26 protein-coding genes, 1 tRNA gene and 1 pseudogene are annotated in these 26,646 nt (G+C 41.7%); 12 read left to right on the top strand and 16 right to left on the bottom strand.

The genetic code is table 11. The features are described from left to right. Positions 1 to 283: 283 nt before the first annotated feature. Positions 284 to 454, bottom strand: a complete 171-nt coding sequence (locus Q0688_RS14585; protein ID WP_299078156.1) for a hypothetical protein — start codon at positions 452 to 454, stop codon at positions 284 to 286. Positions 455 to 858: 404 nt separating this feature from the next. Between Q0688_RS14585 and Q0688_RS14580 the strand changes: the two genes are divergently transcribed. Next, the gene (locus tag Q0688_RS14580; protein ID WP_299078153.1) at positions 859 to 1,332 is read left to right on the top strand and encodes an NYN domain-containing protein; all 474 of its coding nucleotides are present in this window, start codon (positions 859 to 861) and stop codon (positions 1,330 to 1,332) included. A gap of 26 nt (positions 1,333 to 1,358) precedes the next feature. Here the strand turns inward: Q0688_RS14580 and Q0688_RS14575 are convergent, their stop codons facing one another. The 5 genes from Q0688_RS14575 to Q0688_RS14555 form a co-directional block, all read right to left on the bottom strand. Beyond that, on the bottom strand, positions 1,359 to 3,173 hold the full coding sequence (locus Q0688_RS14575; protein WP_299078151.1) for a ferrous iron transporter B: 1,815 nt from the start codon (positions 3,171 to 3,173) through the stop codon (positions 1,359 to 1,361). A 96-nt stretch (positions 3,174 to 3,269) separates the two neighbouring features. Next, positions 3,270 to 3,500 carry a FeoA family protein gene (locus tag Q0688_RS14570; RefSeq protein WP_299078148.1) on the bottom strand — a complete coding sequence of 77 codons (231 nt, stop codon included), beginning with the start codon at positions 3,498 to 3,500 and terminating at the stop codon, positions 3,270 to 3,272. A 108-nt stretch (positions 3,501 to 3,608) separates the two neighbouring features. Then, entirely contained in the window at positions 3,609 to 4,952 is a 1,344-nt protein-coding gene (locus Q0688_RS14565; RefSeq protein WP_299078145.1) for a class II 3-deoxy-7-phosphoheptulonate synthase, read from the bottom strand. A 120-nt stretch (positions 4,953 to 5,072) separates the two neighbouring features. Continuing rightward, positions 5,073 to 5,549: a low molecular weight protein-tyrosine-phosphatase gene (locus tag Q0688_RS14560; RefSeq protein WP_299078142.1), complete on the bottom strand. Its 477-nt coding sequence runs from the start codon at positions 5,547 to 5,549 to the stop codon at positions 5,073 to 5,075. Positions 5,550 to 5,627: 78 nt separating this feature from the next. Beyond that, positions 5,628 to 7,319, bottom strand: a complete 1,692-nt coding sequence (locus tag Q0688_RS14555) for a M20/M25/M40 family metallo-hydrolase (protein WP_299078139.1) — start codon at positions 7,317 to 7,319, stop codon at positions 5,628 to 5,630. 150 nt (positions 7,320 to 7,469) lie between these two features. Here Q0688_RS14555 and pepE point away from each other — a divergent pair, with 150 nt between their 5' ends. Further along, positions 7,470 to 8,180 carry a dipeptidase PepE gene (gene pepE / locus Q0688_RS14550; protein ID WP_299078136.1) on the top strand — a complete coding sequence of 237 codons (711 nt, stop codon included), beginning with the start codon at positions 7,470 to 7,472 and terminating at the stop codon, positions 8,178 to 8,180. A gap of 181 nt (positions 8,181 to 8,361) precedes the next feature. Here the strand turns inward: pepE and Q0688_RS14545 are convergent, their stop codons facing one another. Next, entirely contained in the window at positions 8,362 to 9,669 is a 1,308-nt protein-coding gene (locus Q0688_RS14545) for an amidohydrolase family protein (RefSeq protein ID WP_299078132.1), read from the bottom strand. A gap of 275 nt (positions 9,670 to 9,944) precedes the next feature. On the opposite strand from Q0688_RS14545, the gene Q0688_RS14540 reads away from it, so the two are divergent. Next, positions 9,945 to 10,319 (top strand): GntR family transcriptional regulator, encoded by a 375-nt coding sequence (locus Q0688_RS14540; RefSeq protein ID WP_299078128.1) that lies wholly within the window; start codon positions 9,945 to 9,947, stop codon positions 10,317 to 10,319. Positions 10,320 to 10,376: 57 nt separating this feature from the next. After that, a complete protein-coding gene (locus tag Q0688_RS14535; RefSeq protein WP_299078125.1) occupies positions 10,377 to 11,240 on the top strand; it encodes a hypothetical protein in 864 nt (287 codons plus the stop codon). A gap of 17 nt (positions 11,241 to 11,257) precedes the next feature. Here the strand turns inward: Q0688_RS14535 and bioD are convergent, their stop codons facing one another. The 3 genes from bioD to bioB are packed head-to-tail and all read right to left on the bottom strand — an operon-like array spanning position 11,258 to position 14,289. Beyond that, entirely contained in the window at positions 11,258 to 11,968 is a 711-nt protein-coding gene (gene bioD, locus Q0688_RS14530; RefSeq protein ID WP_299078122.1) for a dethiobiotin synthase, read from the bottom strand. A gap of 27 nt (positions 11,969 to 11,995) precedes the next feature. Next, entirely contained in the window at positions 11,996 to 13,180 is a 1,185-nt protein-coding gene (locus tag Q0688_RS14525) for an 8-amino-7-oxononanoate synthase (protein ID WP_299078117.1), read from the bottom strand. After that, positions 13,180 to 14,289 (bottom strand): biotin synthase BioB, encoded by a 1,110-nt coding sequence (gene bioB / locus Q0688_RS14520; protein ID WP_299078115.1) that lies wholly within the window; start codon positions 14,287 to 14,289, stop codon positions 13,180 to 13,182. Before bioB ends, Q0688_RS14525 begins: the two co-directional genes overlap by 1 nt. A gap of 52 nt (positions 14,290 to 14,341) precedes the next feature. Between bioB and bioA the strand changes: the two genes are divergently transcribed. Beyond that, positions 14,342 to 15,673 (top strand): adenosylmethionine--8-amino-7-oxononanoate transaminase, encoded by a 1,332-nt coding sequence (gene bioA / locus Q0688_RS14515; protein WP_299078112.1) that lies wholly within the window; start codon positions 14,342 to 14,344, stop codon positions 15,671 to 15,673. Positions 15,674 to 15,772: 99 nt separating this feature from the next. On the opposite strand, the gene Q0688_RS14510 is transcribed toward bioA, so the two are convergent. The 6 genes and pseudogenes from Q0688_RS14510 to hemA form a co-directional block, all read right to left on the bottom strand. Further along, positions 15,773 to 16,591: a tetratricopeptide repeat protein gene (locus Q0688_RS14510; RefSeq protein ID WP_299078109.1), complete on the bottom strand. Its 819-nt coding sequence runs from the start codon at positions 16,589 to 16,591 to the stop codon at positions 15,773 to 15,775. Between the two features lie 87 nt (positions 16,592 to 16,678). Next, the gene (locus Q0688_RS14505; protein WP_299078106.1) at positions 16,679 to 17,053 is read right to left on the bottom strand and encodes a SirB2 family protein; all 375 of its coding nucleotides are present in this window, start codon (positions 17,051 to 17,053) and stop codon (positions 16,679 to 16,681) included. Between the two features lie 15 nt (positions 17,054 to 17,068). After that, positions 17,069 to 18,016, bottom strand: a pseudogene (locus Q0688_RS14500) (DUF3369 domain-containing protein); the annotation flags it as partial. Between the two features lie 119 nt (positions 18,017 to 18,135). Beyond that, positions 18,136 to 19,011, bottom strand: a complete 876-nt coding sequence (gene prmC, locus Q0688_RS14495) for a peptide chain release factor N(5)-glutamine methyltransferase (protein ID WP_299078102.1) — start codon at positions 19,009 to 19,011, stop codon at positions 18,136 to 18,138. A 7-nt stretch (positions 19,012 to 19,018) separates the two neighbouring features. Continuing rightward, a complete protein-coding gene (prfA, locus tag Q0688_RS14490; protein WP_299078099.1) occupies positions 19,019 to 20,104 on the bottom strand; it encodes a peptide chain release factor 1 in 1,086 nt (361 codons plus the stop codon). A gap of 30 nt (positions 20,105 to 20,134) precedes the next feature. Next, entirely contained in the window at positions 20,135 to 21,397 is a 1,263-nt protein-coding gene (gene hemA / locus Q0688_RS14485) for a glutamyl-tRNA reductase (protein ID WP_299078096.1), read from the bottom strand. A 143-nt stretch (positions 21,398 to 21,540) separates the two neighbouring features. On the opposite strand from hemA, the gene lolB reads away from it, so the two are divergent. From lolB to ychF, 7 genes are all read left to right on the top strand, one after another. Beyond that, positions 21,541 to 22,161: a lipoprotein insertase outer membrane protein LolB gene (gene lolB / locus Q0688_RS14480; RefSeq protein ID WP_299078093.1), complete on the top strand. Its 621-nt coding sequence runs from the start codon at positions 21,541 to 21,543 to the stop codon at positions 22,159 to 22,161. Next, the gene (gene ispE, locus Q0688_RS14475) at positions 22,154 to 23,023 is read left to right on the top strand and encodes a 4-(cytidine 5'-diphospho)-2-C-methyl-D-erythritol kinase (protein ID WP_299078090.1); all 870 of its coding nucleotides are present in this window, start codon (positions 22,154 to 22,156) and stop codon (positions 23,021 to 23,023) included. The genes lolB and ispE overlap by 8 nt, the downstream gene beginning before the upstream one ends. Before the next feature lie 6 nt (positions 23,024 to 23,029). Continuing rightward, a tRNA-Gln gene (locus tag Q0688_RS14470) sits at positions 23,030 to 23,104 on the top strand. A gap of 449 nt (positions 23,105 to 23,553) precedes the next feature. Then, positions 23,554 to 24,501, top strand: coding sequence for a ribose-phosphate pyrophosphokinase (locus Q0688_RS14465; protein WP_299078347.1), 948 nt, complete (start codon positions 23,554 to 23,556; stop codon positions 24,499 to 24,501). Positions 24,502 to 24,714: 213 nt separating this feature from the next. Next, a complete protein-coding gene (locus Q0688_RS14460) occupies positions 24,715 to 25,359 on the top strand; it encodes a 50S ribosomal protein L25/general stress protein Ctc (RefSeq protein ID WP_299078087.1) in 645 nt (214 codons plus the stop codon). A 5-nt stretch (positions 25,360 to 25,364) separates the two neighbouring features. Beyond that, positions 25,365 to 25,964, top strand: a complete 600-nt coding sequence (gene pth / locus Q0688_RS14455) for an aminoacyl-tRNA hydrolase (protein ID WP_299078084.1) — start codon at positions 25,365 to 25,367, stop codon at positions 25,962 to 25,964. Positions 25,965 to 26,035: 71 nt separating this feature from the next. Then, on the top strand, positions 26,036 to 26,646 hold a 611-nt coding region (gene ychF / locus Q0688_RS14450; protein WP_299078081.1), incomplete at its 3' end, for a redox-regulated ATPase YchF.

The raw sequence follows: 26,646 nt of genomic DNA, 5'->3' as shown, positions 1-26,646 counted from the left end.
TAGGGTCGCTACAAATGTGTCCCTCCAACTTCCGCTCAAATGACGTCCTGTCATTTGCCCCTAAAATAAGTCTTTTTGTGCTGAAACTTTACAGGCGAGAAAGCAGTGGCGGAGCCACCAAAGAAAACAAAGCTTTGTCGGCTGCGCCGACTAAGAATTTTAATTGGATTCGCCAATTATTGGATGAATAACTAGGCGGGAGTGAGTTTACAAAGTGCAGAACTAAAAAAACCGGATTACTCCGGTTTTTTCATCTATTAGCTACTCACTTGTCGCTTCTTGGTTACTTAATGTTAAGTAACCAAGATACAAATTGTTTTGCTTCTGTGGTGTTGGCAAAGGTGCCAATTTGTTGGCCACACTTGTCGGCAAACGCCACTTTCGATTTGTTCACAGAGATATTGTGCACTGGGCACTTTACCGAAATCTGTGTTCCGTTATATGTATAAGACATAATAAAACTCACTATAAAAAATGCTTCATGCATGATTAAAAATAAGCTCATTATAGTTTTGACGATACTGCTAAAACTTTATGTTTCTATATGTTGAGACATCTACAAATATTTCTTGCTAGGATGCTTAATACTCATTAATTCGTCGTACGATAATTCAGCTTGTTATTGTAATTCGAAAGAGCTTATCTCTAACGATTACGTTTTTAATGTTGGCTGACTGGATCAAAGAAAGACATAACATCGGAGGTTTGTATTGAGAGAGGGTCAACAAACCGATGGGCAATATACCTACCTTTACTGGACAAAGCAACAGTTGTTTCGACTGTTTGGTCAACTATTTGTATGAAACTGCCGAAAACAAGGTGTTATCATAGGCCAATACCCACTAAAGAGTCAGTAGTTTGCAAAAAATCGCTCTATTTGTTGATGTGCAAAATATCTATTACACCACCCGCCAGAGCTATGCTCGGCAGTTTAATTACCGCCGTTTCTGGCAACGAATTCAACATCAAGGTGACATAGTTATGGCCAATGCCTATGCCATTGATAAAGGCGATCAACAGCAACAAAAGTTTCAAAGTGCTCTTAAACATATTGGTTTCGAGGTAAAACTCAAACCCTATATTCAACGCAGTGATGGCTCTGCCAAAGGTGATTGGGATGTAGGCATTGCCATTGATGTATTAGAAGCAGCTGAGAATGCGGATACCATTATTTTATTATCGGGGGATGGTGACTTTGACTTATTGCTGCAAAAAGTCAGCGCAAAATATGGTTGTAAAACCCAAGTTTATGGTGTGCCACAGCTCACGGCTACATCCTTAGTGAATGCCGCCGATGAGTTTTTCAAAATTGAAACGGATTTATTACTGTGAGTCTTTCTAAATAACCCGAATTCAGGTTAAATAAAATTGGCAGCAAGCAATGCGATAAAATAGGCCACAAGTCCGTAACTCACAAATAGGCCCCAGGCTATTTTACTACTGCCAGTTTCACCTTTTATGGTAGCGACAGTGGCCACACATTGTAGTGCTATCACATAAAATAACATCAGGCCTATGCCCGTCCCTAAGGCCAAACCATCCTGCTGAATATTGGCCGCCAATCCAGCTATGTTTTCATCTGCACCTTGAATACCAAACAGCGTACCTAATGCGCCTACAAATACTTCACGGGCTAAAAACGACACTAATATGGCCACCCCATAACGCCAATCCAAACCTAGAGGTGCAAATATGGGTTCAATCCACTGCCCTAATGCTGCTAAATATGACGACTGCAAATCGCCATTTTGTGGGAAATATCCTAAGCCCCAGATCACCACAGATACCATAAAAATTATCGGCGCGGCACGTTTTATAAACTGTTTGGCGCTACTTAACACTCTGTGGGTTAAGGGTTTCCAGTGAGGTAAACGATAGGTGGGTAATTCTAATATAAAGGGCATTTCTGCTTTGTCTTTATCAAAATCAGTGAGTTTACTGAGAAGAGTACTGACCAATAACGCACTGACGATCCCAATAAAATACAAGATAAAAAAGGTGATCCCTTGCAAGTTAACTAGCCCACCTAAATATTGAGTGTCTGGAATAAGAACCGCGATTAACAGCGCATATACAGGCAACCGTGCCGAGCATGACATCAACGGGATGGTCATCATAGTAATTAACCGTTTACGGGGGGATTCAATGGTGCGCGCAGCCATAATGGCGGGAATAGCACAGGCATGGCCCGACAAAAACGGAATAAAACTTCTACCCGACAAGCCAAAATAACTCAATGGCTTATGGCAAATCAAGGCGGCTCTTGCCAAATAGCCACTGTCTTCAAGCAAACCAATAATAAGCGTGAGTACCATAATTTGTGGGACAAAGACTAAAAACGACCCTAGCCCACCAAATAGCGCATCGCTAACAAAATCGTTTATCACACCAGTGGGAAGAACTTGGCTACAAAGCAGTGCGAGTTCTGTCACAATAGATTCAACGCCGTCCATTAATGGACTAGCCCATGTAAATATACTTTGAAATAATAAAAACATGATGGTTAGAAACATTAAACCACCGAATACACTATTTAATAAAAAACTGTCTATTTTGTTTTGTTGCTTCAACACAACATCGGCTTTAATACCATAACGAGCAGACAATTCACGGCTGATCTCCAGCACAGGTACTTGCGTATCCTTAGTTTTAACTGGTACAAAATCTTGAGGATGAGTAGCCGCGTCCTCTAAAGCCAACTTAAATTCATGTAAACCTATGAGAGTTTTCGCTGATAGAGCAAACACCGCGCAGCCTAAATCACTGGCTAATTTATCAGTATCGATTTCATGGCCAAAGCGTTGTACTTCATCAATCATATTTAGCGCAAAGATCACGCCCTTATTATGCTCAAAAGCGAGATCCCTAACCTGCAAACCAAATACTAAACTGCGCTCTAAACGAGTGGCATCTAAATTACAGACTATTAGCGAGGTATCATCACTGTGCATAGCTTCATGAAGCTTTTCTATGGCTAAAGCCTCGTCTTTTGACAAGCTCTTTAAGGAATAAGTACCGGGAAAGTCTATTAAATTATGCTGGGCAAACTTGCCACTTTTAAGTTCAACCGTTACACCTGGGAAATTGGCTACTTTCTGGCGCATACCTGTTAGCTGGTTAAACAACAGGCTTTTGCCTGAATTTGGTTTACCAACCAAGATAATATTATTCATGACTTACCTTGTTGAAATAGAAAATGTGGGACTTCGGCTGGCTATGATATAGATACCAACACAGCATAATAAAACCATAGCCAGCGCCAGTTGGGTTTAAGCCACACTGATATTAATACGATTGGCAATACTTTGTTCTAAGGAGTAAACGCAATCTCCTACCTGCAACACCAGTGGGCCTTGCATAGGGCTGCGTCGTAAACATTGAATGACCTGACCTGCGGCAAAGCCCATTTCACTTAAACGCTCGAATACTGCTGGCACAAGACTAGGATCGAGACTATCGATTAATGCAGACTGTTTTTTGCGAATTTCCCAAAGGGTCATGGGTATTACCTGAATAAATGATACAAATACAAACGATTATCATTTATAGCATTTTTGATAGCCACTTTGCAATCTGTCAGAGAACAAAGTGGCTAAGTTTTACAGGGTTTAGGCGCTACGTAAATGGTCTGCAACCAAAAATGCCATTTCGAGTACTTGATCGGCATTTAAGCGTGGATCGCACTGCGTTTTATAGGCTTGAGCTAAATCATCATCACTGATTTTGTAGGCACCACCGGTACATTCAGTCACGTGTTGCCCAGTCATCTCTAAATGAATACCACCAGCATGGGTGCCTTCGGATTCATGGGCCGCAAAAAACTGTTTGATTTCCCGTAAAATAGCATCGAAATCTCGGGTTTTATAGCCACTGGTCGCTTTAAAGGTATTGCCATGCATAGGATCAGAGCTCCACACTACTTTACGACCTTCTTGTTTTACGCGGCGTAGCAATTTAGGTAAGTGTTGCTCAATGTTGTCTGCTCCCATGCGGGTGATCAACGTCAATCGACCTGCATCGTTATCAGGATTAAGGGCGTCAATCAATTGAATTAATTCATCTTCTTGCATGCTTGGCCCGACTTTCACACCAATTGGATTGTGAATGCCACGGAAAAACTCCAAATGTGCATGATCGAGCTGCCGAGTACGCTCGCCAATCCACAACATATGGGCTGAACAGTTATACCAATTGCCCGTAAGTGTATCGACGCGGGTTAAGGCTTGCTCGTAATTCAGTAATAATGCCTCGTGAGAAGTGTATAAACTGGTTTCATGTAACGTAAGAGTATTGGCTGAATTAATGCCCATCACTTTCATAAACTCTAGTGAGTCTTCAATACGTTTTGCTAGGTCGTGATAACGCTCTTTTAATGGGTTGTTCTCTACAAACGCCATATTCCAGCGATTCACTTCATGTAAATCGGCCAAACCACCCTGAGCAAAAGCCCGTAGCAAGTTAAGAGTAGAAGCGCCGCGATGATAGGCTTCGATCATGCGCTGGGGATCCGGCCTACGAGCAGCTTCGGTAAACTCAAAGCTATTAATAATATCGCCACGATAACTGGGTAAAGACAGCCCATCAATGGTTTCAAAATCACCAGATCTAGGCTTAGCGTACTGTCCTGCCATACGCGCCACTTTAGTAACAGGACAACGGCCAGCGTACGTTAGCACTATGGCCATTTGCAAAATTACCTTAAAGGTATCGCGAATTTTTGGGGCGTTAAATTCATCAAAAGATTCGGCGCAATCCCCCCCTTGCAATAAAAAGCCTTTACCCTCTGCTACATCGCCTAATTGTTTACGCAATGCACGAGTTTCGGCGGCAAATACCAATGGAGGGTAACTGCTAAGGGTCTCTTCAACCTGCTTAAGCTGTTGTTTATCTTCATAGGTAGGTTGTTGTAAAATGGGCTTTGAACGCCAACTATCTGGTTGCCATTGACTCACGATTGTTCCTTGTTAAATATATAGGGGGAGTCGATTAAAAACTGAACCGACAAGCAGGAAAGTGAATTTAGAGGGAATAACTCGAAAATTCAATCACAAAAGTATTTATTCTTGACATAGCTAATAATGTTTAGTTTTAAGGTGCTCAATAAAGCCATCAGCTCCTTGTTCAATAAGATCTAAAACATATTCGAACCCAGCTTTACCACCGTAATATGGATCCGGCACCTCTTGATCATCAGATGCAGTAAAACTTAATAGCAGTGCCACTTTATGTTGAAATTTTGCTGGGCAGACCGCTAGTAAGTTTTCAATATTTTCGTTATCCATCCCCAAAATATAATCAAACTCTTCAAAGTCTTGTTCAATTACTTTTCGACACTTCAAGCCAGCAAAACTATATCCTCGGTTTTCTCCCACAGCCTGAGAACGTTGGTCAGGTGCTGTGCCTTTGTGATACCCAGCTGTTCCAGCGGAGTCAATCATGATTTTCAAACCGTTATCATTTGCCTTTTTCTTAAACACAGCTTCGGCACTAGGCGAACGGCAAATATTGCCTAAACAAACGAACAAAACGGATACTTTATTATCAGTCATTTACATTAGCCCCTTGATAGGTAAACACCCTATTGTTTGAGAGTGTTTACCTTAGATTGTCAAACATATTGCAATAAATTAAATTTTATCTTGTAACGCATTTATCGCTTTGGCCTTGTTGGCCTCTTTTTCTCGTTTAATACGTTCTTTTTCAATATTCAACTGCATTTTTTGCTTCTGAAGCTCTGAAATATCTTGCGGGATGGGTTTACGGGGCATGCGCTCATCAGCCATAGATGCTTGGTAAATAAAGCCAGCCATAATCACCGACGCTTGGATTAAATCAGCTTCCACAACGTGATCAATTGAGTCGATATGAGTGTGATGTAAGCGTGATCCATAATCCAGTTTATCTTGAATAAATTGAAACCCCGGTAAACCCACATTATCGAAGGCTTCGTGATCTGTGCCTCCTGTGCTTTTATTTGTGATGGTACCCGTACTTAAATCTGCATAAGGCGTAAACCATTTGCTAAAAATGGGTTTTACTGCAACATTGCCTTCGGTGTAAATGCCTCTAAAACGGCCACTACCGTTGTCCATGTTAAAATATACGGAAAGTTTTTCGTAGGCAGGTTTAGTCTTTATGGGCCAACCTTGACTCTTCCAAAGATAGCTAGGAAGGCTTCTTTCATCTTTATTCTTTGGTTTTGGACGAGTCGCAAAATGTTTATCCACATAAGCCCTAGAGCCAAATAGCCCCTGCTCTTCTCCAGACCATAGCGCAATTCTAATGGTGCGCTTAGGTTTAAAATCTAAGGTCGATAAAATACGTACCGCTTCCATCGCTACCGCAACCCCTGCGCCATTATCAACCGCACCATCACTGGCATGCCAAGAATCTAAATGACCACCTACCATAACAATTTCAGGATCATCATCAGACCCAGATATTTCTGCGATTGTATTATAGGCATTACGATCATCATCATGAAATCGTGCTTTAATATCTAATCTGATTTTTGGGGTTTTACCATTATCAATCATACGTGACAGCGAGTTGTAGTGTTCTGCTTCAAGCACTAAAGCTGGAACAGGAAAGGTATTACCAACACGGTGGTCACGACCAAAAATGTTAATTAGGCCACCTTGGCGCCAACTACGGTACAACACAGCGGCGACTTTTTCTTTGGCTAAAAATTCGCTTAATTTTTTACCAAAATTATATCGTTGTAAGGCACTATCACGATTTGAGTCATTAACCCATGGAGCATGGCTAGGCTTACTTTTAACATCAAACTCCTTTAACTTGGTCAGTTCACCGGCGTCGTAACGTTTAAAAACCGAATTTTTGGGTGCTTCAATGTTTTTACCCACACCCATCATAATAATTTTACCGCTCAACTTACCTTTATATTTAGCTAAATCTGCAACTGAAGATGCTTCAAAAATCACCACATCACCTGAAACATCGCCATTCGTACCTGGTGTCCATGCGACAGGAATACCATGTAAGGTGACTTCTCTGGGGCTGACTAAATGGATGGACGCGGCATCATGTGACCAACCACGACCAAACTCAAAGGGGTCGAGGTAAGCGTTTTTTAATCCCCATGATTTAAGTTTGTTTAATGTCCAATCGTTGGCTTGTTTCATTTGTGGAGAGCCAGATAAACGAGGTCCAATTTCATCTGTTAATTGCTCTAATGTATGCATGACTTCAGAATTATAAAATCCTTCTGATCTGATCTTGTTTGCCATGTCTAGATCACTATTCGCCCATGCCATGCTGGTTGAGATACAAAGTATCATTAATACAGTTTTTTTCATTTTTCGTCCCGAGTTATAATTTTAGTTCCGCTAAAGAATTAACAAACCTTAGCAAAAGTTCGTTAATAAAAGAGTAGATAATACCGCTCTATGCAAAGTATTCTATCTGTCTATAATCCCCCGTCTAGAGATAAAACGGATTAATTTACAATGAATGCACCCAAACGAGTATTAATGTTGAGCAGTTCCAGAGCGGGTAACGAAGATTATCTGCAACATGCTCTTCCAATGATTAATCAACATTTAGCCAATATACAAGATATTCTATTTATTCCCTTTGCTGGCGTGACTGTCAGTTGGGATGACTACACAGCCAAAGTGCAACAGGCACTGCCCGATTACAAGGTCAAAGGCATTCACCAATTCCCTGATGTTCTGCAAGCGTTAGAAAACGCCCAAGCCATTTTAGTGGGGGGCGGCAATACCTTTAACTTACTCAATGAATTGTATAAACAAGACTTACTGGCGCCGATACAGCGCCAAGTAAATCAAGGCACTCCTTATGTGGGTTGGAGCGCTGGCTCAAATATATGCGGTAACAGTATTCGCACTACCAACGATATGCCCATAGTACAACCACCTAGTTTTGACGCTCTGAACTTTGTGCCTTTTCAACTGAACCCCCACTATAGTGACTACCAAGCGCCCGGTCACAACGGCGAAACACGCGCCCAGCGCATTGCAGAGTTTTGTACTTTAAACCCCACTATGCCGGTGATTGGCATTCGCGAAGGCACGGCTTTGTTGTTGCAAGAAGACGCCTTGAGTTTAATGGGTGAATTGCATGGAGTGGTGTTTGAAGGTACTAAACAAAGTGTAATTAAAATAGGGCAGGATTTAAGTGACTATATGCAGCGGTAACCTATAACCATAAGTTGAGTGGGTCGATTTATCAAAAAATCTAAAAATAATTAACAACCAATTGAACTTATACTGAAACTAGCCCTCTTAATATATAGTTTTTATGTGTGTTCTCTTTTAAGCCTGATTTTTATCAGGCTTTTTTTTGTCTGTATTTTGGCACAGCTTTCGTATTTATAAGTTATTTATTCACAAAAACCTTGCCGTCTTTCATAACAAAATCAACATCTAGTAGCTGCTCAATGTCATCTAAAGGAGAACCGTCGGTGGCAATAATATCGGCTTGTTTACCCACTGCCAAAGTACCAATTTTGTCACTCATGCCGAGTAAATCGGCCCCATTGACCGTAGCCGATTTAATCACGTCCATATTACTGATACCGGCTTTTGCCATCAATACAGCTTCATAAGCGTTAGTGCCATGCTTCGAGACACCACTATCGGTTCCATAAGCAATATTTACCCCAGCTTTATAGGCTCGGCCTAAATTACCTTGCATTTCTTTACCCACTTTTCGGGCTTTATCTTTAATGGCGTCACTCATAAAATCAGAGTTTTCAGCCATTTCTAGCACTGTGTGCCCTGCTAACAAAGTAGGTACTAAATACGCGCCGGTTTTCTTGAATAATTTAATGGCGGCCTTTCCGGTATAACTGCCGTGTTCAATGCTGTCTACGCCTGCTTCAAGTGCGGCGATAATGCCGTCTTCCTGATGAGCGTGACTGGCGACTTTGCGACCCATACGTTTTGCTGCAAGCACCACTTCTTTGAGTTCGTCCATTTCCATTTGTTGACCGGTACCTGTGGCGCGATCAGTTAATACCCCACCAGTAGACGTAATTTTAATTAAATCAGCACCGTACTTAATGGCATCACGTGTTGCTCGGCGGCAGTCATAAGGGCCATCACAAATACTTGAGTCAGTATACAGTTCCATTAAATCAGGTTTAACACCACTCACATCGGCATGCCCCCCAGTTATCCCTACTCCGCCTGCTGCAACAATACGTGGGCCATCGACCCATCCCATATTAATAGCATCACGAACGGCATACATTTCCTGAGCAGAAGAGCCTACATCTCTAACAGTGGTAAAGCCTGCTTTCAAGGTGCGCATGGCATACATAAGCGAACGCATTGCCACAAGTTGGTCAGACATTTTTAAGGATTCGCTGTCATTCTTTGGCCCCAACTCAAATTGTAAATGCACATGCATATCCATTAATCCCGGCATAACAAAGCGATTTTTTAGATCTATCAACTTTGCATCGTCACCGTACAAAGCAGGACTTTGATAGCCATCAACAATATGCGTAATCACATCATCTTTTAACACTAATGTTTGTTTGCTTTTCGCAGCCTTACCTGGCTCGGCAAGCAGACTACCTATATGTAGCACTTTAGTATTGGCTAAAAGGGAGTGGCTTGTAAGTACCGCTATTAACAATACAGCAGGCTTAATACAGCTTGATTTAGAAAGTATTTTCATTGTATGTCTCTGATTTAATGTTAGATATATTAGCTCGTTGAAACAGCTAAACTATAAACACTTTACAGCTTGATAAGAGTAAGTCTAATTTTTGTTCAAAGTCTGACTATAATTCCACTCATATCGTTTTATACCAATGAATGCTCATAGCGTGAAAACGCTTTTGATTCGCCATTAGAACCAATATTAAACACCAATATTCGAATAAAATTTGCACTAGCCACCCATTACTTGTACCATTACAACACACGGAACAACTGGGGCATATAATAGCGATGCAAATTACCATAGATATTGATGATCCAATGCCTATCTTTTCTCAGCTAGTGGCTCAAATTAAACAAGCTATCGCCGCTGAAAAAATAGTGCCTGGCGATCCTTTGCCTTCAATAAGACAGTTGGCAAATGATTTAGATGTAAACAGTAAAACCGTTTCTAAAGCCTACAAGTTATTAGAAAGAGACGCCGTTATTCAAAGTCGTGGCTATCGTGGCACTTTTGTACACCCCGAGGCCAAAGACAATTGTCAAATTGATCTTAAATCTTGGATGACAAACCAATTTGAAGAATTTATAGCAAAGATGAAAGCAGCAGGGGTGACAGACTCTGAAATGCGCATCACATTCAGCAAAGTATTAAATGGCAAGTAATCTTGTTTTAAACAGCTTACTTCAACAACCTAATTTATCCAAAAAAAGGACACCAACATGTGGATTGAACTGCTCTTTTATACGGCTTTCTTAAGCCAGATTTTACTTATTACTTACCATTATCCTAAACGTATTTTGAGCCGAATGGATTACATTTTTGAGCATTACCCGGCAGATAAATACGCAAAGTTATACCCCAAGGGGTATCAAAAAACCTTAGAAGGAAAAATCCTATATAAATTGCTAAACAATATTATATTGCTCTTTGGGTTCGCTATTTTTGTTGGTTTTGTTATTGCTAACCAGCAGGGGCATATTGAATTAAAGAATGTAAACTTTTTACCTTTTGTTTATGGATTTTTGCAAGCAGTGCCTTTTTTAATTTTAGAAGTGTCGGCTCATCAACAATTTAAGTTAATGCGTAGTCTTAATGCTCAAACCAAGCGCCAAGCCGATTTAAGCCCAAGAAATCTCTTCAACTACCTATCTCCGATTAGGTTATTTAGCACTGTCAGCTTGTTTTTTATTTGTACTTTGGTGATGTTAGCTTTAAATGATTTTAAAATGTCGGCTTCAGTGGCCACTTTATTGGGTTCGCTGGTGCTGTGTAACGGACTTTTTGTCTTCTTAGGTTACCTATTACTGCAAGGTAAAAAGCAAGATCCTCATCAATCACCTGAAGATAGACATACCATGACAACTACGGCGTTTCGCTCGTATACCTCCATCAGCATGTTGGCCAGTGTATTTTTTATTATCAACAGATGTGTATTCCACTTTTCGTTAGAGACTTGGGAGCCTTTGCTCAACAGTCTCTATTGGCAAAGTGTGGTGTTATTGAGTACCGGAACCATGCTTAGATTTACCAAGTTAACCCAAGTTAATTATGAGGTGTATAAAACAACGACCCACGGTGCATGATTTCAGCCACAAGTATCTTAAATACCTAGCACCGCTAAATCTAGATACTGCGTGGCCTCTAAAGTATTATTTAGTCTGGGAATAGTTCCTATAAATGGCGCATCTAGTAAGGTTTTTAGACTCTCGATATTGTCGTCCAATAGCGGCATATCGGGATCTATCTGATTGGCCACCCAACCGGCTATTTTTAAGCCATCATTGCGGATAGATTCAGCGGTTAATACCCCATGGTTTAAACACCCCAAACGCATGCCTACTACTAAGATAACCGAGAGATTGGTTTCAATCACAAATTCAGACAAATACCTTGGCTGCCCTTCAACATCGACACCTAAGGGTAAACGCCACCCACCCGCCCCCTCAACAATCAACACGTCAGGCTTTTTTTGAGTCAAACTGTTAAATCCTTGGCGAATAATATCCTTTGAGATAGGCTGCATGACCTTGGCTGCGGCTAAATGGGGTGCAATTGCCGCCTCAAAAGCAATGGGGTTCACTTCGTCATAACCAAGCTCAATACTTGAGTGCTGTTGCAAGGCCAACGCATCTTCGTTGCGCAGCCCATGTTCGGTCACGTCACAACCCGCTGCAATCGGTTTGTATCCCGCTGTTAGCAAACCTTTTTTGTTTAAAGCATTAAGTAACGCTGCACAGACAAAAGTCTTACCTACTTCGGTATCGGTACCTGTTACAAAAAAAGCGCGACCTTTTGGCGATAATTGGCTCATAAACGTCCTACTAGGGTTAAATTTGACTTAATTGTCGGCTAGCGCAAGTTGCAAAGCGTCGACTAAGGCGTGAATATCACGCTCTTCATGGCCAGCAGTTAAGGTGATACGTAGCCTGTCGGTACCTTTAGGCACAGTAGGATAACGAATGGCGGTGACCCACAAACCTAACGATTTTAGCTTTTCGCTTACGTCTAAGGCTTGTTGTGCATCGCCTATTACCAAAGGTTGAATGGCGGTTTCTGAGGGCATTAAGGTTAGCCCTGCTTTGCTGGCTAATGACTTAAACAGGGCGATCCGATCTGCAAGAAGAACACGCCTTTCAGCATTTTGTTTGGCTTGTAAGCTGGCTAAAGTTGCATAGGCTTGGGCCGCTGGCATGGCCGTGCTGTAAATATAATGGCGCGCAAAATTAATCAGATAATCGATAAAATCCTGACTCCCGGCAATAAACGCCCCCGCTGTGCCAATGGCCTTACCAAAGGTTGCCATGACTATAGGCACTTGTTGTTGCGACAAACTATTTGCTTCTATTACGCCTCGGCCGTTTTTACCTAAGGTGCCAAATCCATGGGCATCATCCACCATCAACCAAGCATTCGCACTTTGGCTAATAGTCACCATTTTATCTAAATGGGCCTGATCGCCATCCATACTAAAAACCCCTTCGGTGGCCACTAAAGTGCTTTGACTCTTGTGCCCATCACTAGAATGTAACAAGCTTTGCAGATGCTCAAAACTGTTGTGTTTATAGCGCATAAAAGTGGCCTTACAAGCTTGTGCCCCTTCGTTAAAAGAAGCGTGCATTAGCTCATCGGCTAAGATCACATCTGTGCTATTGGCATATTTATGATTATACAAGGCTTGGCAAATAGCTTGATTAGCGGCAAAACCAGAATTAAACAGCAACACTTTGTCCCGCTTAAGCTCTGACGCTAGGTATTCTTCTAATGCCTGATGGGCATTGCTATAACCCGTAACTAACGGAGAAGCCCCGCTGCCACCCCCATATTCGCTAATGCCATCCACCCATGCTTGTGCCACTACTGTTGAGCGGCGCATAGCTAAATAATCGTTACTGGAAAAATTGATGTAGTGCTGACCAGCAATTTCAATCAGCGGCCCCGATGCAGAATCGATAGCTTTACGCGTTCTAAACAGTCCTTCATTGCGGCGCTTGTCTAATGCCGGAGCAATAAAATCAAATGCCATTAGCTGCTAACAGGTTCGGCTTGTTTGGTGGCTGCATCGTAAAATAAGTTTTCGTTGGCTTTATCATCAATTTCTTCTAATAATGCCGCTTCATGGGCTTCGTCAGAATACGCTTTGGTCTGCGCTGAGTTGATCCCTAGTTTTTTAAATAACATTACGTCTTCATGGGTTTCAGGATTTGATGTGGTTAACAACTTACAGCCATAAAAGATTGAATTAGCCCCGGCTAAGAAACACATAGCCTGCATTTGTTCGTTCATGGCCTCGCGACCGGCTGATAAACGCACATAAGACTTGGGCATCATGATCCTAGCAATGGCAATGGTCCGAATAAATTCGAAATAATCCAAGTCGTCGACATTTTCCATAGGCGTGCCTTTTACTTTTACCAGCATATTAATTGGCACACTTTCTGGTTGGTGTTCAAGGTTGGCCAGTTGCATCAATAAACTAGAGCGATCCGAGGTGGTTTCGCCCATTCCCACTATGCCGCCAGAGCACACATTCATGCCTGAATTTCTAACGTTATCTAAGGTATCTAATCTGTCTTGGTAGGTACGAGTGGTAATTATATCGCCGTAAAATTCAGGCGAAGTATCCAAATTATGGTTGTAATAGTCGAGCCCCGCTTGTTTCAAGGCAACGGCTTGGTCACGACTTAACATGCCTAAAGTCATGCAGGTTTCTAAGCCTAATTTTTTGACTTCCTTGACCATTTCAGTCACATAAGGCATATCCCTGTCACGAGGGTTTCGCCACGCAGCCCCCATACAAAAACGCGTAGAGCCAGCTTGTTTGGCTTCTTTAGCCCGCTGAATCACTTTTTCCACTTCCATCAAGCGTTCTTTTTCAAGGCCGGTATCATAACGCGCACTTTGTGGGCAATATTTGCAATCTTCTGGACATGCACCCGTTTTAATCGACAGCAAAGTACTGACTTGTACTTGGTTTGGATCAAAATTTTGCCTATGTATTGATTGCGCCTGAAACATTAAATCATTAAATGGCTGCTCAAAAAGGGCATTGACCTCTGCAATTGTCCAGTCATGACGAATATTGGCTTGATTGGGTGCGCTAGAAGCGCTTAACGACGAAGAATTTGAAGACATAACACAACCTTGGGCTTTCGGACTTTACTAAATGATTCTAGGCGCTTAGTCTATGGCTCGCGGCAACATTGTCAACCTAAATCAAAACCAAAACTTTACAAGTGAACATATTTTGAGCAAGCAAGATTTACTCTTTGATCAACAACATATCTGGCACCCTTATACCTCGGCGGTTAACCCTCTTCCCTGCTATGAAGTCACCAAGGCAGAAGGTGTCTATATTCACCTCGCATCAGGTGAAAAACTAGTAGACGGCGTGTCGTCTTGGTGGACCGCTATTCACGGTTATAACCATCCTGAACTTAATCAAGCCTTGAACAATCAAATAGATGATTTTGCCCATGTGATGTTTGGTGGACTGACCCATAAACCTGCCATTGATTTATGCCGTACGTTAGTGGATATCACCCCTCAAGGATTAGACAGGGTATTTTTGGCAGACTCAGGCTCGGTGTCTGTCGAAGTGGCTATGAAGATGGCGTTGCAATACTGGGCGTGCCAAGGCAATCACCACAAACACCGATTTATTACACCTCGTAATGGTTATCATGGCGATACCTTTGCCGCTATGTCGGTATGCGATCCGATAAATGGCATGCACAGTTTATTTAGCGATGCACTCACCCAACAAATTTTTGCCCCTGCCCCGCAAACCCGCTTCGACAAGCAGTGGAACGAAGACGATATCAAACCACTAGAACAGCTAATTCAAACCCATCACAATGAATTGGCCGCACTTATCATCGAGCCCATAGTGCAAAATGCCGGTGGTATGCGTATTTACCACCCCGAATATTTAAAACGCTGTCGGCAACTATGCGACGACTACAACATATTGTTAATTTGTGACGAAATAGCCACCGGATTTGGCCGCACCGGTAAATTATTTGCCTGTGAACATGCCGATATCAGCCCAGATATCATGTGCCTGGGTAAAGCACTCACTGGTGGCTACATGACCTTAGCGGCGACTATTTGCACCGAAGATGTGGCACTAGGGGTATGCCAAGGCGAGCCTGGAGTATTTATGCATGGCCCTACTTTTATGGGCAATGCACTGGCTTGCGCGGTAGCCAATGCCAGTTTACAGATCATCCAACAAAATCACTGGCAAACCCAAGTGGCACAGATTGAAAGGCAACTACAAGCAGAATTAACACCCTGTTTAGCATTAGACGCGGTTTTAGACGTGCGCGTCATAGGCGCTATTGGCGTAGTAGAATGCAAATCCCCCGTAAATGTAGCGAAAATTCAAAAGGCCTTTGTTGCACAAGGGGTTTGGATCAGACCATTCGGTAAACTTGTGTATATTATGCCGCCCTACATTATTGATGAGCAGCAGTTGCGACAATTAACCCGAGCAATTTTTGACGTGCTTAAATGATAAGTACTATTTCAAAGTCATTTTATTGAGCGACATGATCAAAGAAACAGTAAAAATCAAATGCTCTGACCCCATTGATTTTCTCTGACCCCATTGATTTTAGTGAAATACGGCTGAGGCTTGTTCGCTGAGTTGTTGTAGTTGGGCTTGCAGCAATTGTGTAGCCGGGTCTTTGGGGCACTTGCGAATGAAATATTGATAATCAGCGATGGCGACTTGGGTACAATCTAATTGGTGTAATAAAAAGCCCCTGTCTCTTCTTTCATAGGGATCATTTGGACATAGATTAACTAATAGTTCTACTGCGATTAATGCTTCTGAGTAGCACTTTTCATTGATATATGAAGCTTTAAGGTTATGCAATAACCTTACGATAGTTTCTGCACAACTGGCTTCATGCAAGGCTTCCTCTGGCATTTTTTCATCTTCCATTTCTTTTAAAATGGCAAAGTACATGGACTCTAAGTCTTGGCGACTGAGAAGTTTGCCATTTAGGGGATCGACATAAATATCAGGATGATTTTGAAAACGGCATTTTAATAAGAAATGGCCCGGAAAATTCACTCCGCACACATCGAATCCTAACCTTTTGCCTATTGATTGGAACACTATGGCCAAACTAACAGGGATCCCTGTACGGTAATCAAGAACATGGTCAAGCAAACTATACTGGCAGGAAAAGTAGTTTTTTTCGTCGCCACTGAAGGCTAATTCGACATAGAAAAACTGAATAAAGCGATTGAAACTTCGGGCTGTGTACTCAGTTGAGCCAACAAACTTTCTGGCTCGTTCGACCCACAATTCAACTATGTGTTGGTAGTTATCAGGCTGACATGTATCAGGTTGAAATACCTTTGCTAACTGCAAACTGGCCATCAGATGATCTTGTTTTTCGATAGCCTGTTTTAACTCTTTCACTTACTCTACCCCACTAAAATACTCACTCCTTTTTATCGGAATAAGTGGGGGAACCTTTACCAGATTTAACGGTAAAGTGATAAAAACTTAAAATAACATAGGTTGTTTACTCACAGCCACCATACCCGCGTAAACAATCCAACTAAGCGCTCCTATAAAACCAATACCACGCATAGAGCCGTTGCGCCCAAGTTTTAAGGCTAAGGTCACCATAACGACGTATAAAATCAAGGCCATTAATTTTTCAGTTACCCAGGCATCTACAAATGGATACTGCTTGAGCATGACGCACAGCGTAGCTGCGCTAACAAGTAGTACGGTATCTACTATGTGGGGGACAATCTTCAACCACTTTTTTTGCAACATGGGTGATTGTTTAGTGTTAAGTACAAAACGAAATAAAAATAATATGACACTTAAAGCTATGGCTGTTAGATGGAGATGTTTAACAATTTCGTACATTTTTAACCAACCTTAATCTTTATGAAGCAAAACATTATCGAATGCAATTTGCACGTTTTGCGAAAATATCTCAATTAACTCTTTGTCGACCTTTGTTAATTTTCTAGGTAATCCCGAAATGTATAACAATGATCCTTTTTTATGCTTACTTTCACAATAAGCGACTAAATAATCATTTTCAAAAACCATACTTTTATTCGCATAGGCTTGTTGGCAAGAAGCTAATTCTTGGCCACTAATGACTTCTTCAATCCGAAAACCCTCGCGATTTTTATACTCGCCTTTTCCTGTCAGCACATACAACTCTGAAGAACGATAGTCGTCTATTGGTTTAGGACCCACTACAGCGGAAGTTAAATAGGCCGTATCTTTACTTCCTCCTAATAAAGACGCTAACTGCTGCACCAGTCCTTCAATAAATCTTTCTAAGGATTGGATACAAAAGAGATTCGCCGATGCAGCAATAACTTTTTCTAACCCCCGTCTGTTTTCTTCGATAACCATAATATCGCTATAAGAACGCAAAGCGGCGATCACTACAGTGAATAGTTTTTGGGCGGTTAGCTCTGTTTTAGATTTATAATCATTAATATCATAGTTAATAATGACGTCTCTCTCGGGCGCCTGACCAGGTTGGCCGGTACGTAGAATAATACGCGTAAAGTGGTTACTAGCCTCATTTCTGATAAAATCCGCCACTCGTAAACCTGCATCATCCGTTTCCATAACAACATCAAGCAGCACTACTGCTATATCATCATGTTCAGAAAAGACTTTTTTTGCTTCTTCCCCATCAAATGCACTAATAAACTCAAGGTCTTTATCTTGAAATATAAAATCCCCAAGAGCCAGCTTAGTTACTGCGTGCACTTCTGGCTCGTCATCAACAATCAAGACTTTCCATTTGCCATGGGACTTAAATTCTTCTTCGTTATCTTCGGCAAACAAAATTTCGTCAGACATAACACTTCACTAGAAAACAAAAACTAGACAATGAATTTTAAAATTTTTCTACAAGAAAAAAGCAGCGGCTAAGTTATAACGTATCGGTACAAACAACAATACAAATGCTGAATAATTTTTTATTTGGGCAGGATGCTTCCTAAAGTTACACGGGGTAAATCATTTAGATCATATTCAATTCGAATATCTTCGAAACCATTGTCCCTAAATATGTCTGCCACTTGGGCACTTTGCTGGTAACCATGTTCTATGACTAAATAGCCTTTATTTGCTAAGTATTTTTTGCTTTGAGCAATAATCAGGCGAATATCATCGAGTCCATCTGCTCCCGATGTTAATGCACTACTTGGCTCAAATCGCACATCGCCTTGTTGCAAGTAATGATTATTATCTTCAATATAAGGAGGGTTTGTCACGATAAGATCAAAAGCACATTGCTCTACACCAGAAAACCAATCACTTTGAATAAAATTGACCCGCTCAAGCTGATGTTGAACTCCGTTCTCTTTTGCTAAACTAACGGCAGCACTACTTTTATCAATTCCGGTCACTGACCAGTAGAGGCATTCACTTGCCAATGCCAAAGCAATAGCGCCAGTGCCTGTGCCTAAATCCAGCACTTTTGCATCTTTAGTGATAGGTAGATTTAAGGCTATTTCTACTAGAAGCTCAGTTTCTGGCCGAGGTATTAATGTTGCCGCTGAAACCTTTAAACGCAATGACCAAAAATCACGATAGCCAATAATGTGTGCAACAGGATGCCCTGCTGATCTTTGACAAATATAATTCTCAAATGCACACATTTGTTGCTCATCGAGATGTTTTTCGGGCCAAGTATGTAAATACACCTGTTCCTGTTGTAAGCAGGCGGCTAACAGTATCTTGCTGTCGATAGCGGCAGAATCAAACAGGCCATCATCACTTACACCTTGTGCACTCAGTTGTTCCTTTGCCCAAGCTAATGCTTGAGCAATCGTCAGTTCCGGCCTATCCAAGAGATGTCTATTCGTCAGACAATGACGAGAGTAGATCGGCCTGATGTTCTTGCCTAATAGGCTCTAAAACAGCGTTTAAATCACCGGCAATTACATCGTCTAAGCAGTATAAGGTTAAATTAATGCGGTGGTCAGACACCCGCCCTTGCGGGAAGTTATAAGTACGAATTCGCTCTGATCTATCACCACTTGCCACTAAGTTGCGGCGAGTTGAGGTTTCTTCTGCTTGGCGAGTTTCTTCTTCCAACTGGTTTAAGCGAGATTGTAATATAGCCATGGCTTTCGCCCGGTTTTTGTGTTGTGAACGCTCGTCCTGACACTCAACTACTATGCCACTTGGGTTATGAGTAATACGTATTGCCGAATCCGTTTTGTTAACGTGCTGACCACCTGCTCCTGACGCCCTAAAGGTATCGATTTTTAAATCGGCCTTATTGATTTCAATGGCTTCAGATTCAGGAATTTCGGGCATCACTACAACAGTACAAGCTGAAGTATGCACCCGCCCTTGAGATTCGGTATCCGGTACCCGTTGTACTCTGTGTCCACCGGACTCAAATTTCATAATGCCGTAGGAGCCATCGCCGATAATATTGGCAATCACTACTTTATAACCACCATGATCCCCTTCATTAGCCGTCACTAACTCAACTTTCCAGCCTTGCTTTTCGGCATAACGACTGTACATTCTAAACAAATCACCAGCAAAAATAGCGGCTTCATCGCCCCCAGCTCCTGCGCGTATTTCTACAAAACAATTGCTTTCATCGTTGGGATCTTTTGGCAGTAATAAAACTTGTAATTCTAAAGTAAAATCTTCGATACTTTGTTTGGCTACTTTGTATTCTTCTTGGCCCATTTCACGCATTTCAGGGTCGTCTTCTTGCATCATTTCTTGCGCCGACTCAAAATCTTGCTGGGCACCTTGATAATCTTTAAAACACTTCACAACATCTTCTAGTTGCGAGTATTCTTTGGTTAAGCCTCTGTATCTGTCTTGATCTGCAATCACGTCCGGCTCACCTAATAAGGCTTGTATCTCTTCGAAGCGTTCAATCAAAGTTTCTAATTTTCGTTGCACCGATTGTTTCATTATATTCCTGTACGCGGACTAGGTTTGCCGCTAATTATCTGATTTTTTTAAGGCTAATGCATCTATTAGTAATGCTAACTGCTGTGAATTTTGTTCACTTGCTGCATTCTTTAAGGCTTTAGTGGGTGCATGAATAAGGCTATTGGTGAGTTTATTAGCCAATTCAATAACGACTTGTTCTGCTTCCTTTCCGTCTGCTAACTGATTTAACGCTTTACTCACTAAGATATCGCGCTGTAATTCACTTTGGTCGCGAAACCCCTTTAAGACATCGATTGATCCTTGGCTTTGTTGCCAACGCATAAAATGTTGCACTTGCTGCTCAACCATTTCATCTGCCAGCACGGCGGCATCTTGGCGATTAGCTAAATTCGTTTCGACAATTTGCTGTAAGTCATCCACTGTGTATAAATAGGCATCATCTAATTCGCCTACTTCCACTTCCACATCACGAGGCACGGCTAAATCCACGATAAACATAGGCTTATGCTTACGCTCTTTCAACGCACTTTGCACTAGCCCTTTACCTAAAATAGGCAATTGGCTGGCGGTTGAACTAATAACAATATCGGCATCTTTTAAATGCTGTGGAATTTGCGCCAAAGTGAGCACAGATGCACCTAAAGGTTCTGCTATGGCTTGAGCTCGTGCCAAAGTACGGTTAGCAACAGTTAACGATTTAACATTTTGCTCGTGCAGATGCTTGGCTACCAGTTCGATGGTTTCACCTGCGCCAATTAGTAACACCCTGCTTTTTTCTAGCGAGGAAAAAATATGTTTAGCTAATTGCACCGATGCATAGGCAACAGACACAGCATTTGCACCAATATCTGTTTCGCTGCGCACTCTTTTGGCCACCGAAAAAGTATGTTGAAACAGTCTTTCAAAGTCTCTCTTAATCACGCCGGAGTTTTTCGCATCGGTAAAAGCTTGTTTCACCTGCCCTAGAATTTGTGGTTCACCTAACATCATGGAGTCGAGACCACAAGCCACACGCATAATGTGACTGGCAGCTTGCTGCTGAGTATACAGGTAACTGTTATTGTGTAGCTCATTTGGTTGTACACCATGAAAATTGGCGAGCCAAGTCACAATATTAGCTGTTTGTTGCTCATCTAACTGAGCGTACACTTCGGTTCTGTTGCAGGTAGACACAATCACAGATTCAGTCGCCCCAGTTTGCTGTCGCAAGGAGGCGAGTGCTTGCACTATTGCATCAGGCGAAAAAGCTATTTTTTCGCGCAATTCAATGGGTGCGGTTTTGTGATTAATGCCAAAAGCGATTAGGGTCATGAAATGATTATGTAAATTACAACAAAGTTAGATAAATTTAGTGGCGGCATTGTACGCAAAAGGTAAAACTATTGAAAGCTATGTCAGTTCTATGTTCCTATTGTCCTAATGAATTTATTTATTGAACGAGCGTTATTTAAACAGTGTTATCCAACCGATTGTGCCTAAAACTAAGATTAACTGCTATTTTCCTTATTTTTTTTCTAGCAAGTTGCACCACTCCTCCTAAGCCTCCCATGAGCTTACACTCAGCGACACATCAAAAAACCTTAGCACAGCTAGATAGTTGGGTCATAAAAGGCAAGTTCGGATTTAAAAGCCCTGATAAAAAGCAAAGTGCAAATTTTAGATGGCAGCAAATACAACAACACTATCGCCTCAATTTGACCTCTATTATCGGTACGTCCTTACTAAGTTTGCAGAGCAATGAGGAAGATGTCACTTTAGTTGTTGATGATAAAACCTATCAAGACACTAACCCTAGCCAGTTAATTTGGCGTGTTACAGGATGGCAAATTCCTGTAGAAAAGTTGCAACTTTGGATTAAAGGGCAATATCAGAACAAGGATCAAGTGGTAACCAGCGAGCATGGCTGGATCACTCAACTGCAACCCAGTTGTCGCCTTTGCGATAACTGGCTAGTAAATTATGACAACTATAAATTGGTAGAAAAAATGTGGTTGCCCCATAAAGTAGTTTTACACAATAGTGCTAACAACAGCCAGTTACTTATTCGCATCAGTCATTGGGAGTTTCATGAATAATCCCGGCGTAATCTGGTGGCCAAGCCCAGCTAAACTCAATTTATTTTTGCATATCAATGGACGCTACCCTAACGGTTACCACCAATTACAGAGTTTATTTCAAATTTTGGATTTTGGTGATGAATTAGCCTTCGATATAAACAACTCTGGCAACGTGGTCTTAGAAGACCCCGTTGCTGGCGTCGCAAATGAAGATAATCTCATTATTAAAGCGGCGCTATTATTACAGCGAACGTTACCTAACAACCCATCAAAAAACTTGGGGTGTACTATATATCTTCGAAAACGTTTACCTATGGGTGGCGGGATTGGAGGAGGCTCTTCAAATGCCGCCACTACTTTAGTGGTGTTAAATCAATTGTGGGGAGCCGGACTATCTGAAAGCGAATTGGCAAAGCTGGGGTTAACCCTAGGTGCTGATGTGCCTATTTTTATTCAGGGAAAAACGGCCTTTGCCGAAGGGGTAGGAGAAAAACTGCAACCAACAGAGCTTGATACTAAAACTTATTTAGTACTATTTCCCGATTGCCACATTTCTACCGCAGATGTCTTCTCTTTACCTAAGCTGCCTAGAGATTCAGCAAAAATTAACTTTAGCGATTATCGTTTTAGTGACACTCGAAATGATTGCCAAAAATTAGTATGCGAACGCTATCCGAATGTTGCAAAAGCATTGGACTGGTTGTTAGAATACGCGCCGTCGAGGATGACCGGCACAGGCGCATGTGTTTTTGCAGTTTTTGAAAGTCGACAGGAAGCGTTAAATGTACAAGCTTTATTGCCCCAAGGTAGTAATAGTTTTGTCGCAAATGGGGTAAATACATCCCCATTACATCGCCAGATCCAAACACAAGTAAACTAGTTTTATTGGGGTATAGCCAAGTGGTAAGGCAACGGGTTTTGATCCCGTCATTCGTTGGTTCGAGTCCAGCTACCCCAGCCACTTAAAAGAATATTGGCTTTTGAGATAGAAGGTTTTGATCCGCAACTATGTCGTTGATTCAAGTCCAGCTACCCCAGCCATATTTAATGGAATTGAGAGTTGAGATAATTGGTTCTGGTCCGTGACTATGTCGTTGATTCAAGTCCAGCTACCCCAGCCATTTGCAAAAAAGATTTGGTTTAAGTGATAGAAGGTTTTGATCCGCAACTATGTCGTTGGTTCGAGTCCAGCTACCCCAGCCATATTTAATGATATTGAGAGTTGAGATAATTGGTTTTGATCCGTGACTATGTCGTTGGTTTGAGTCCAGCTACCCCAGCCACTTAAAAGAATATTGGCTTTTGAGATAGAAGGTTTTGATCCGCAACTATAGTCGTTGATTTAAATCCAGCTACTCCAGCCATTTTTTAGTAGAAGCAAACATATTGATAAACACCGAGGATATGACCGTGCCGGATATGAAGATTTTCTCTGGAAATGCAGTACCTGAATTGGCCCAGAAAGTGGCAGATAGGCTTTATACTAAGTTAGGACAAGCGAGCGTTGGACGTTTTAGCGATGGTGAAATCAGTGTAGAAATTCACGAAAATGTACGTGGATCAGATGTATTTATCATTCAATCTACTTGTGCCCCTACCAACGACAACTTGATGGAACTGATTGTAATGATCGATGCATTTCGCCGTGCATCTGCAGGTCGTATTACAGCTGTTATTCCTTATTTTGGATATGCACGCCAAGACAGACGAGTACGTTCAGCAAGAGTCCCAATCACGGCGAAAGTTGTGGCTGACTTTTTATCTAATGTGGGCGTAGATAGAGTATTAACTATCGACTTACACGCTGAACAAATTCAAGGGTTCTTTGATGTACCTGTTGACAATGCTTTTGGTACACCTATTTTGCTAGATGATATGCGGCAGCGTGATTTCCACAACCCTGTTGTGGTATCGCCAGATATTGGCGGCGTAGTTCGTGCCCGTGCCTTAGCTAAGTTGATGAACGATACCGACCTTGCCATTATCGACAAACGTCGTCCGAAAGCCAATGTTGCTCAAGTAATGCATATTATTGGGGATGTTCAAGATCGTGATTGCATTATAGTAGATGACATGATTGATACGGGCGGTACATTAGGCAAAGCGGCCGAAGCGTTAAAAGCCCATGGAGCAAGAAACGTATTTGCCTACGCAACACACGCCATTTTTTCTGGTAATGCCGCTAAAAATCTAAGAGATTCAGTAATAGATGAAATCATCATCACTGACAGTATTCCTCTAAGTGCCGAGATAAAAGCCATTCCTAAAGTCAAACAGCTTACACTCTCCAATATGTTAGCCGAAGCTATTCGCCGCGTCAGTAATGAAGAGTCGATATCAGCGATGTTTGAATATTAATTCTATCAATTTTATTTAGTATAAAGCGGCTTTTATAAGCCGCTTTTTTATTGCTACTTATAGATTGTTTCCGAGTCACTCTGGTGTTAATATTCGCCGCCCTTTTTTAGGGATGCGACAATTTTTCTGTCTACTGCTAGAAAAAATCGCCATAAACGTAAATTTTGGTCGCAAAAATTTACACACACTTACTATTATTTTGGAGTTACCTCAATGTCTGATGGAATTTTCACACTAGATGCAGAAATCCGCACTGATTTAGGGAAAGGTGCGAGCCGCCGCCTACGTCACGCTGGAAAAGTACCTGCTGTCTTATACGGAGCGGATAAAGAAGCCGTATCTTTAACCCTTACTCATAACAAAGTTTTCCAAGCGCAAGCTTTCGAAGCTTTTTACTCGCACGTTCTTACCTTAAACATCGGTAAAGAAAAAGTAGAAGTATTGGTTAAAGACATGCAACGCCATGCGTTTAAACCAGTTGTTATGCACCTTGATTTTCTTCGTGTTGATGCGAAAAAAGCGGTACATACTCATGTACCTTTGCACTTCATCAATGAAGAAACAGCCGATTCAATCAAGTTGAACGGCGGTCACGCTGAACATCACATGGTTGATGTTGAAATCAGTTGTTTACCTGCTGATTTACCTGAGTTTATCGAAGTTGATCTTCAAAACGTTGAACTAGGTCAAACATTACATTTAACTGACTTAGTATTGCCTAAAGGCGTATCTTTACTAGAACTTAACAAAGGCGAAAATCACGATTTAGCCGTGGTTACAGTTAAACTAGCTAAAGGTCCAAAAGCTGACGACGCTGAAGAAGGCGATGCAGCTGAAGAAGAAGCACCTGCGGAATAAGTTGCTTGACTGATAAACAATTAGCGCGCACTAGCCTAATTGTGGGCCTGGGTAATCCAGGCCCTGAATACCAGCATACCCGCCATAATGCTGGTGCATGGTTCGTCGAATCACTGGCAAAGATGTACAACTGCACCTTAAAACTTGAAAACAAGTTTTATGGTTACACTGGTCGCATCACGATTGGTGGACAAGATATTAGACTTCTCATTCCCACTACTTTTATGAATAAAAGCGGTCAAGCTGTAGCAGCCATGGCAAACTTTTATCGTGTGCCAGTATCAGGGCTTTTAATTGCATTTGATGAGTTAGATTTACCCCCAGGAGTGGCCAAATTTAAAATAGGTGGCAGTTCCAGCCAAAACGGGGTGCGCGATACTGTCAGTCGCATGGCAAACCAAAAAGATTTTCTACGGTTACGTATTGGCATTGGCCATCCCGGAGATAAAAACCGCGTCACGGGCCATGTGTTAGGCAAAGCACCACAAAAAGAACAACAACAAATCGAAGACGCGATTGATGAAGCCACCCGTTGTCTTGAAATATTAGTCAAAGATGACTTAAAAAAAGCCATGAACCGCCTGCATTCATTTAAAGCGGAATAACGGCACAACAACATTATTTAACATGACGAATGTCGTCAATGTATTGATACAAAATTAAGAGGAACAACAAAATGGGTTTTAAATGCGGCATAGTTGGTTTACCAAACGTCGGCAAATCAACACTTTTCAACGCTTTAACTAAAGCCGGTATCGAAGCGGCAAACTTCCCATTTTGTACCATAGAGCCCAATACTGGTGTGGTACCAGTACCCGATTTACGCTTAGATAAACTAGCCGAAATAGTTAATCCTAAGCGTACTATTCCCACCACTATGGAATTTGTAGACATAGCAGGCTTAGTAGAAGGGGCATCTAAAGGTGAAGGTTTAGGCAATAAATTTTTAGCTAATATTCGCGAAACCGATGCAATTGGCCATGTGGTACGCTGTTTCGATAACGAAAATATCGTCCACGTCGCGGGAAAAATCAACCCCCAAGACGATATTGAAATCATCAATACAGAGCTGGCGTTATCTGACCTTGATACCACAGAAAAAGCCCTACACAGAGTCGCTAAACGCGCCAAAGGCGGTGATGCCGACGCCAAAGCCGAGCTAAAAGTATTAGAAAAAATTAAACCTCACTTAGATGAAGGCGAGTTATTACGTTCAGTTGAACTTGATAAAGATGAAATAAAACTTATCAGCTACATGAACTTCTTAACTCTTAAGCCCACTATGTA

The sequence above is a fragment of the uncultured Paraglaciecola sp. genome, from assembly GCF_937123705.1.
Lineage (GTDB): Bacteria > Pseudomonadota > Gammaproteobacteria > Enterobacterales > Alteromonadaceae > Paraglaciecola.
Note: the sequence above shows the minus strand (reverse complement) of the source record. Positions and strands in the feature narration are given on the sequence as shown.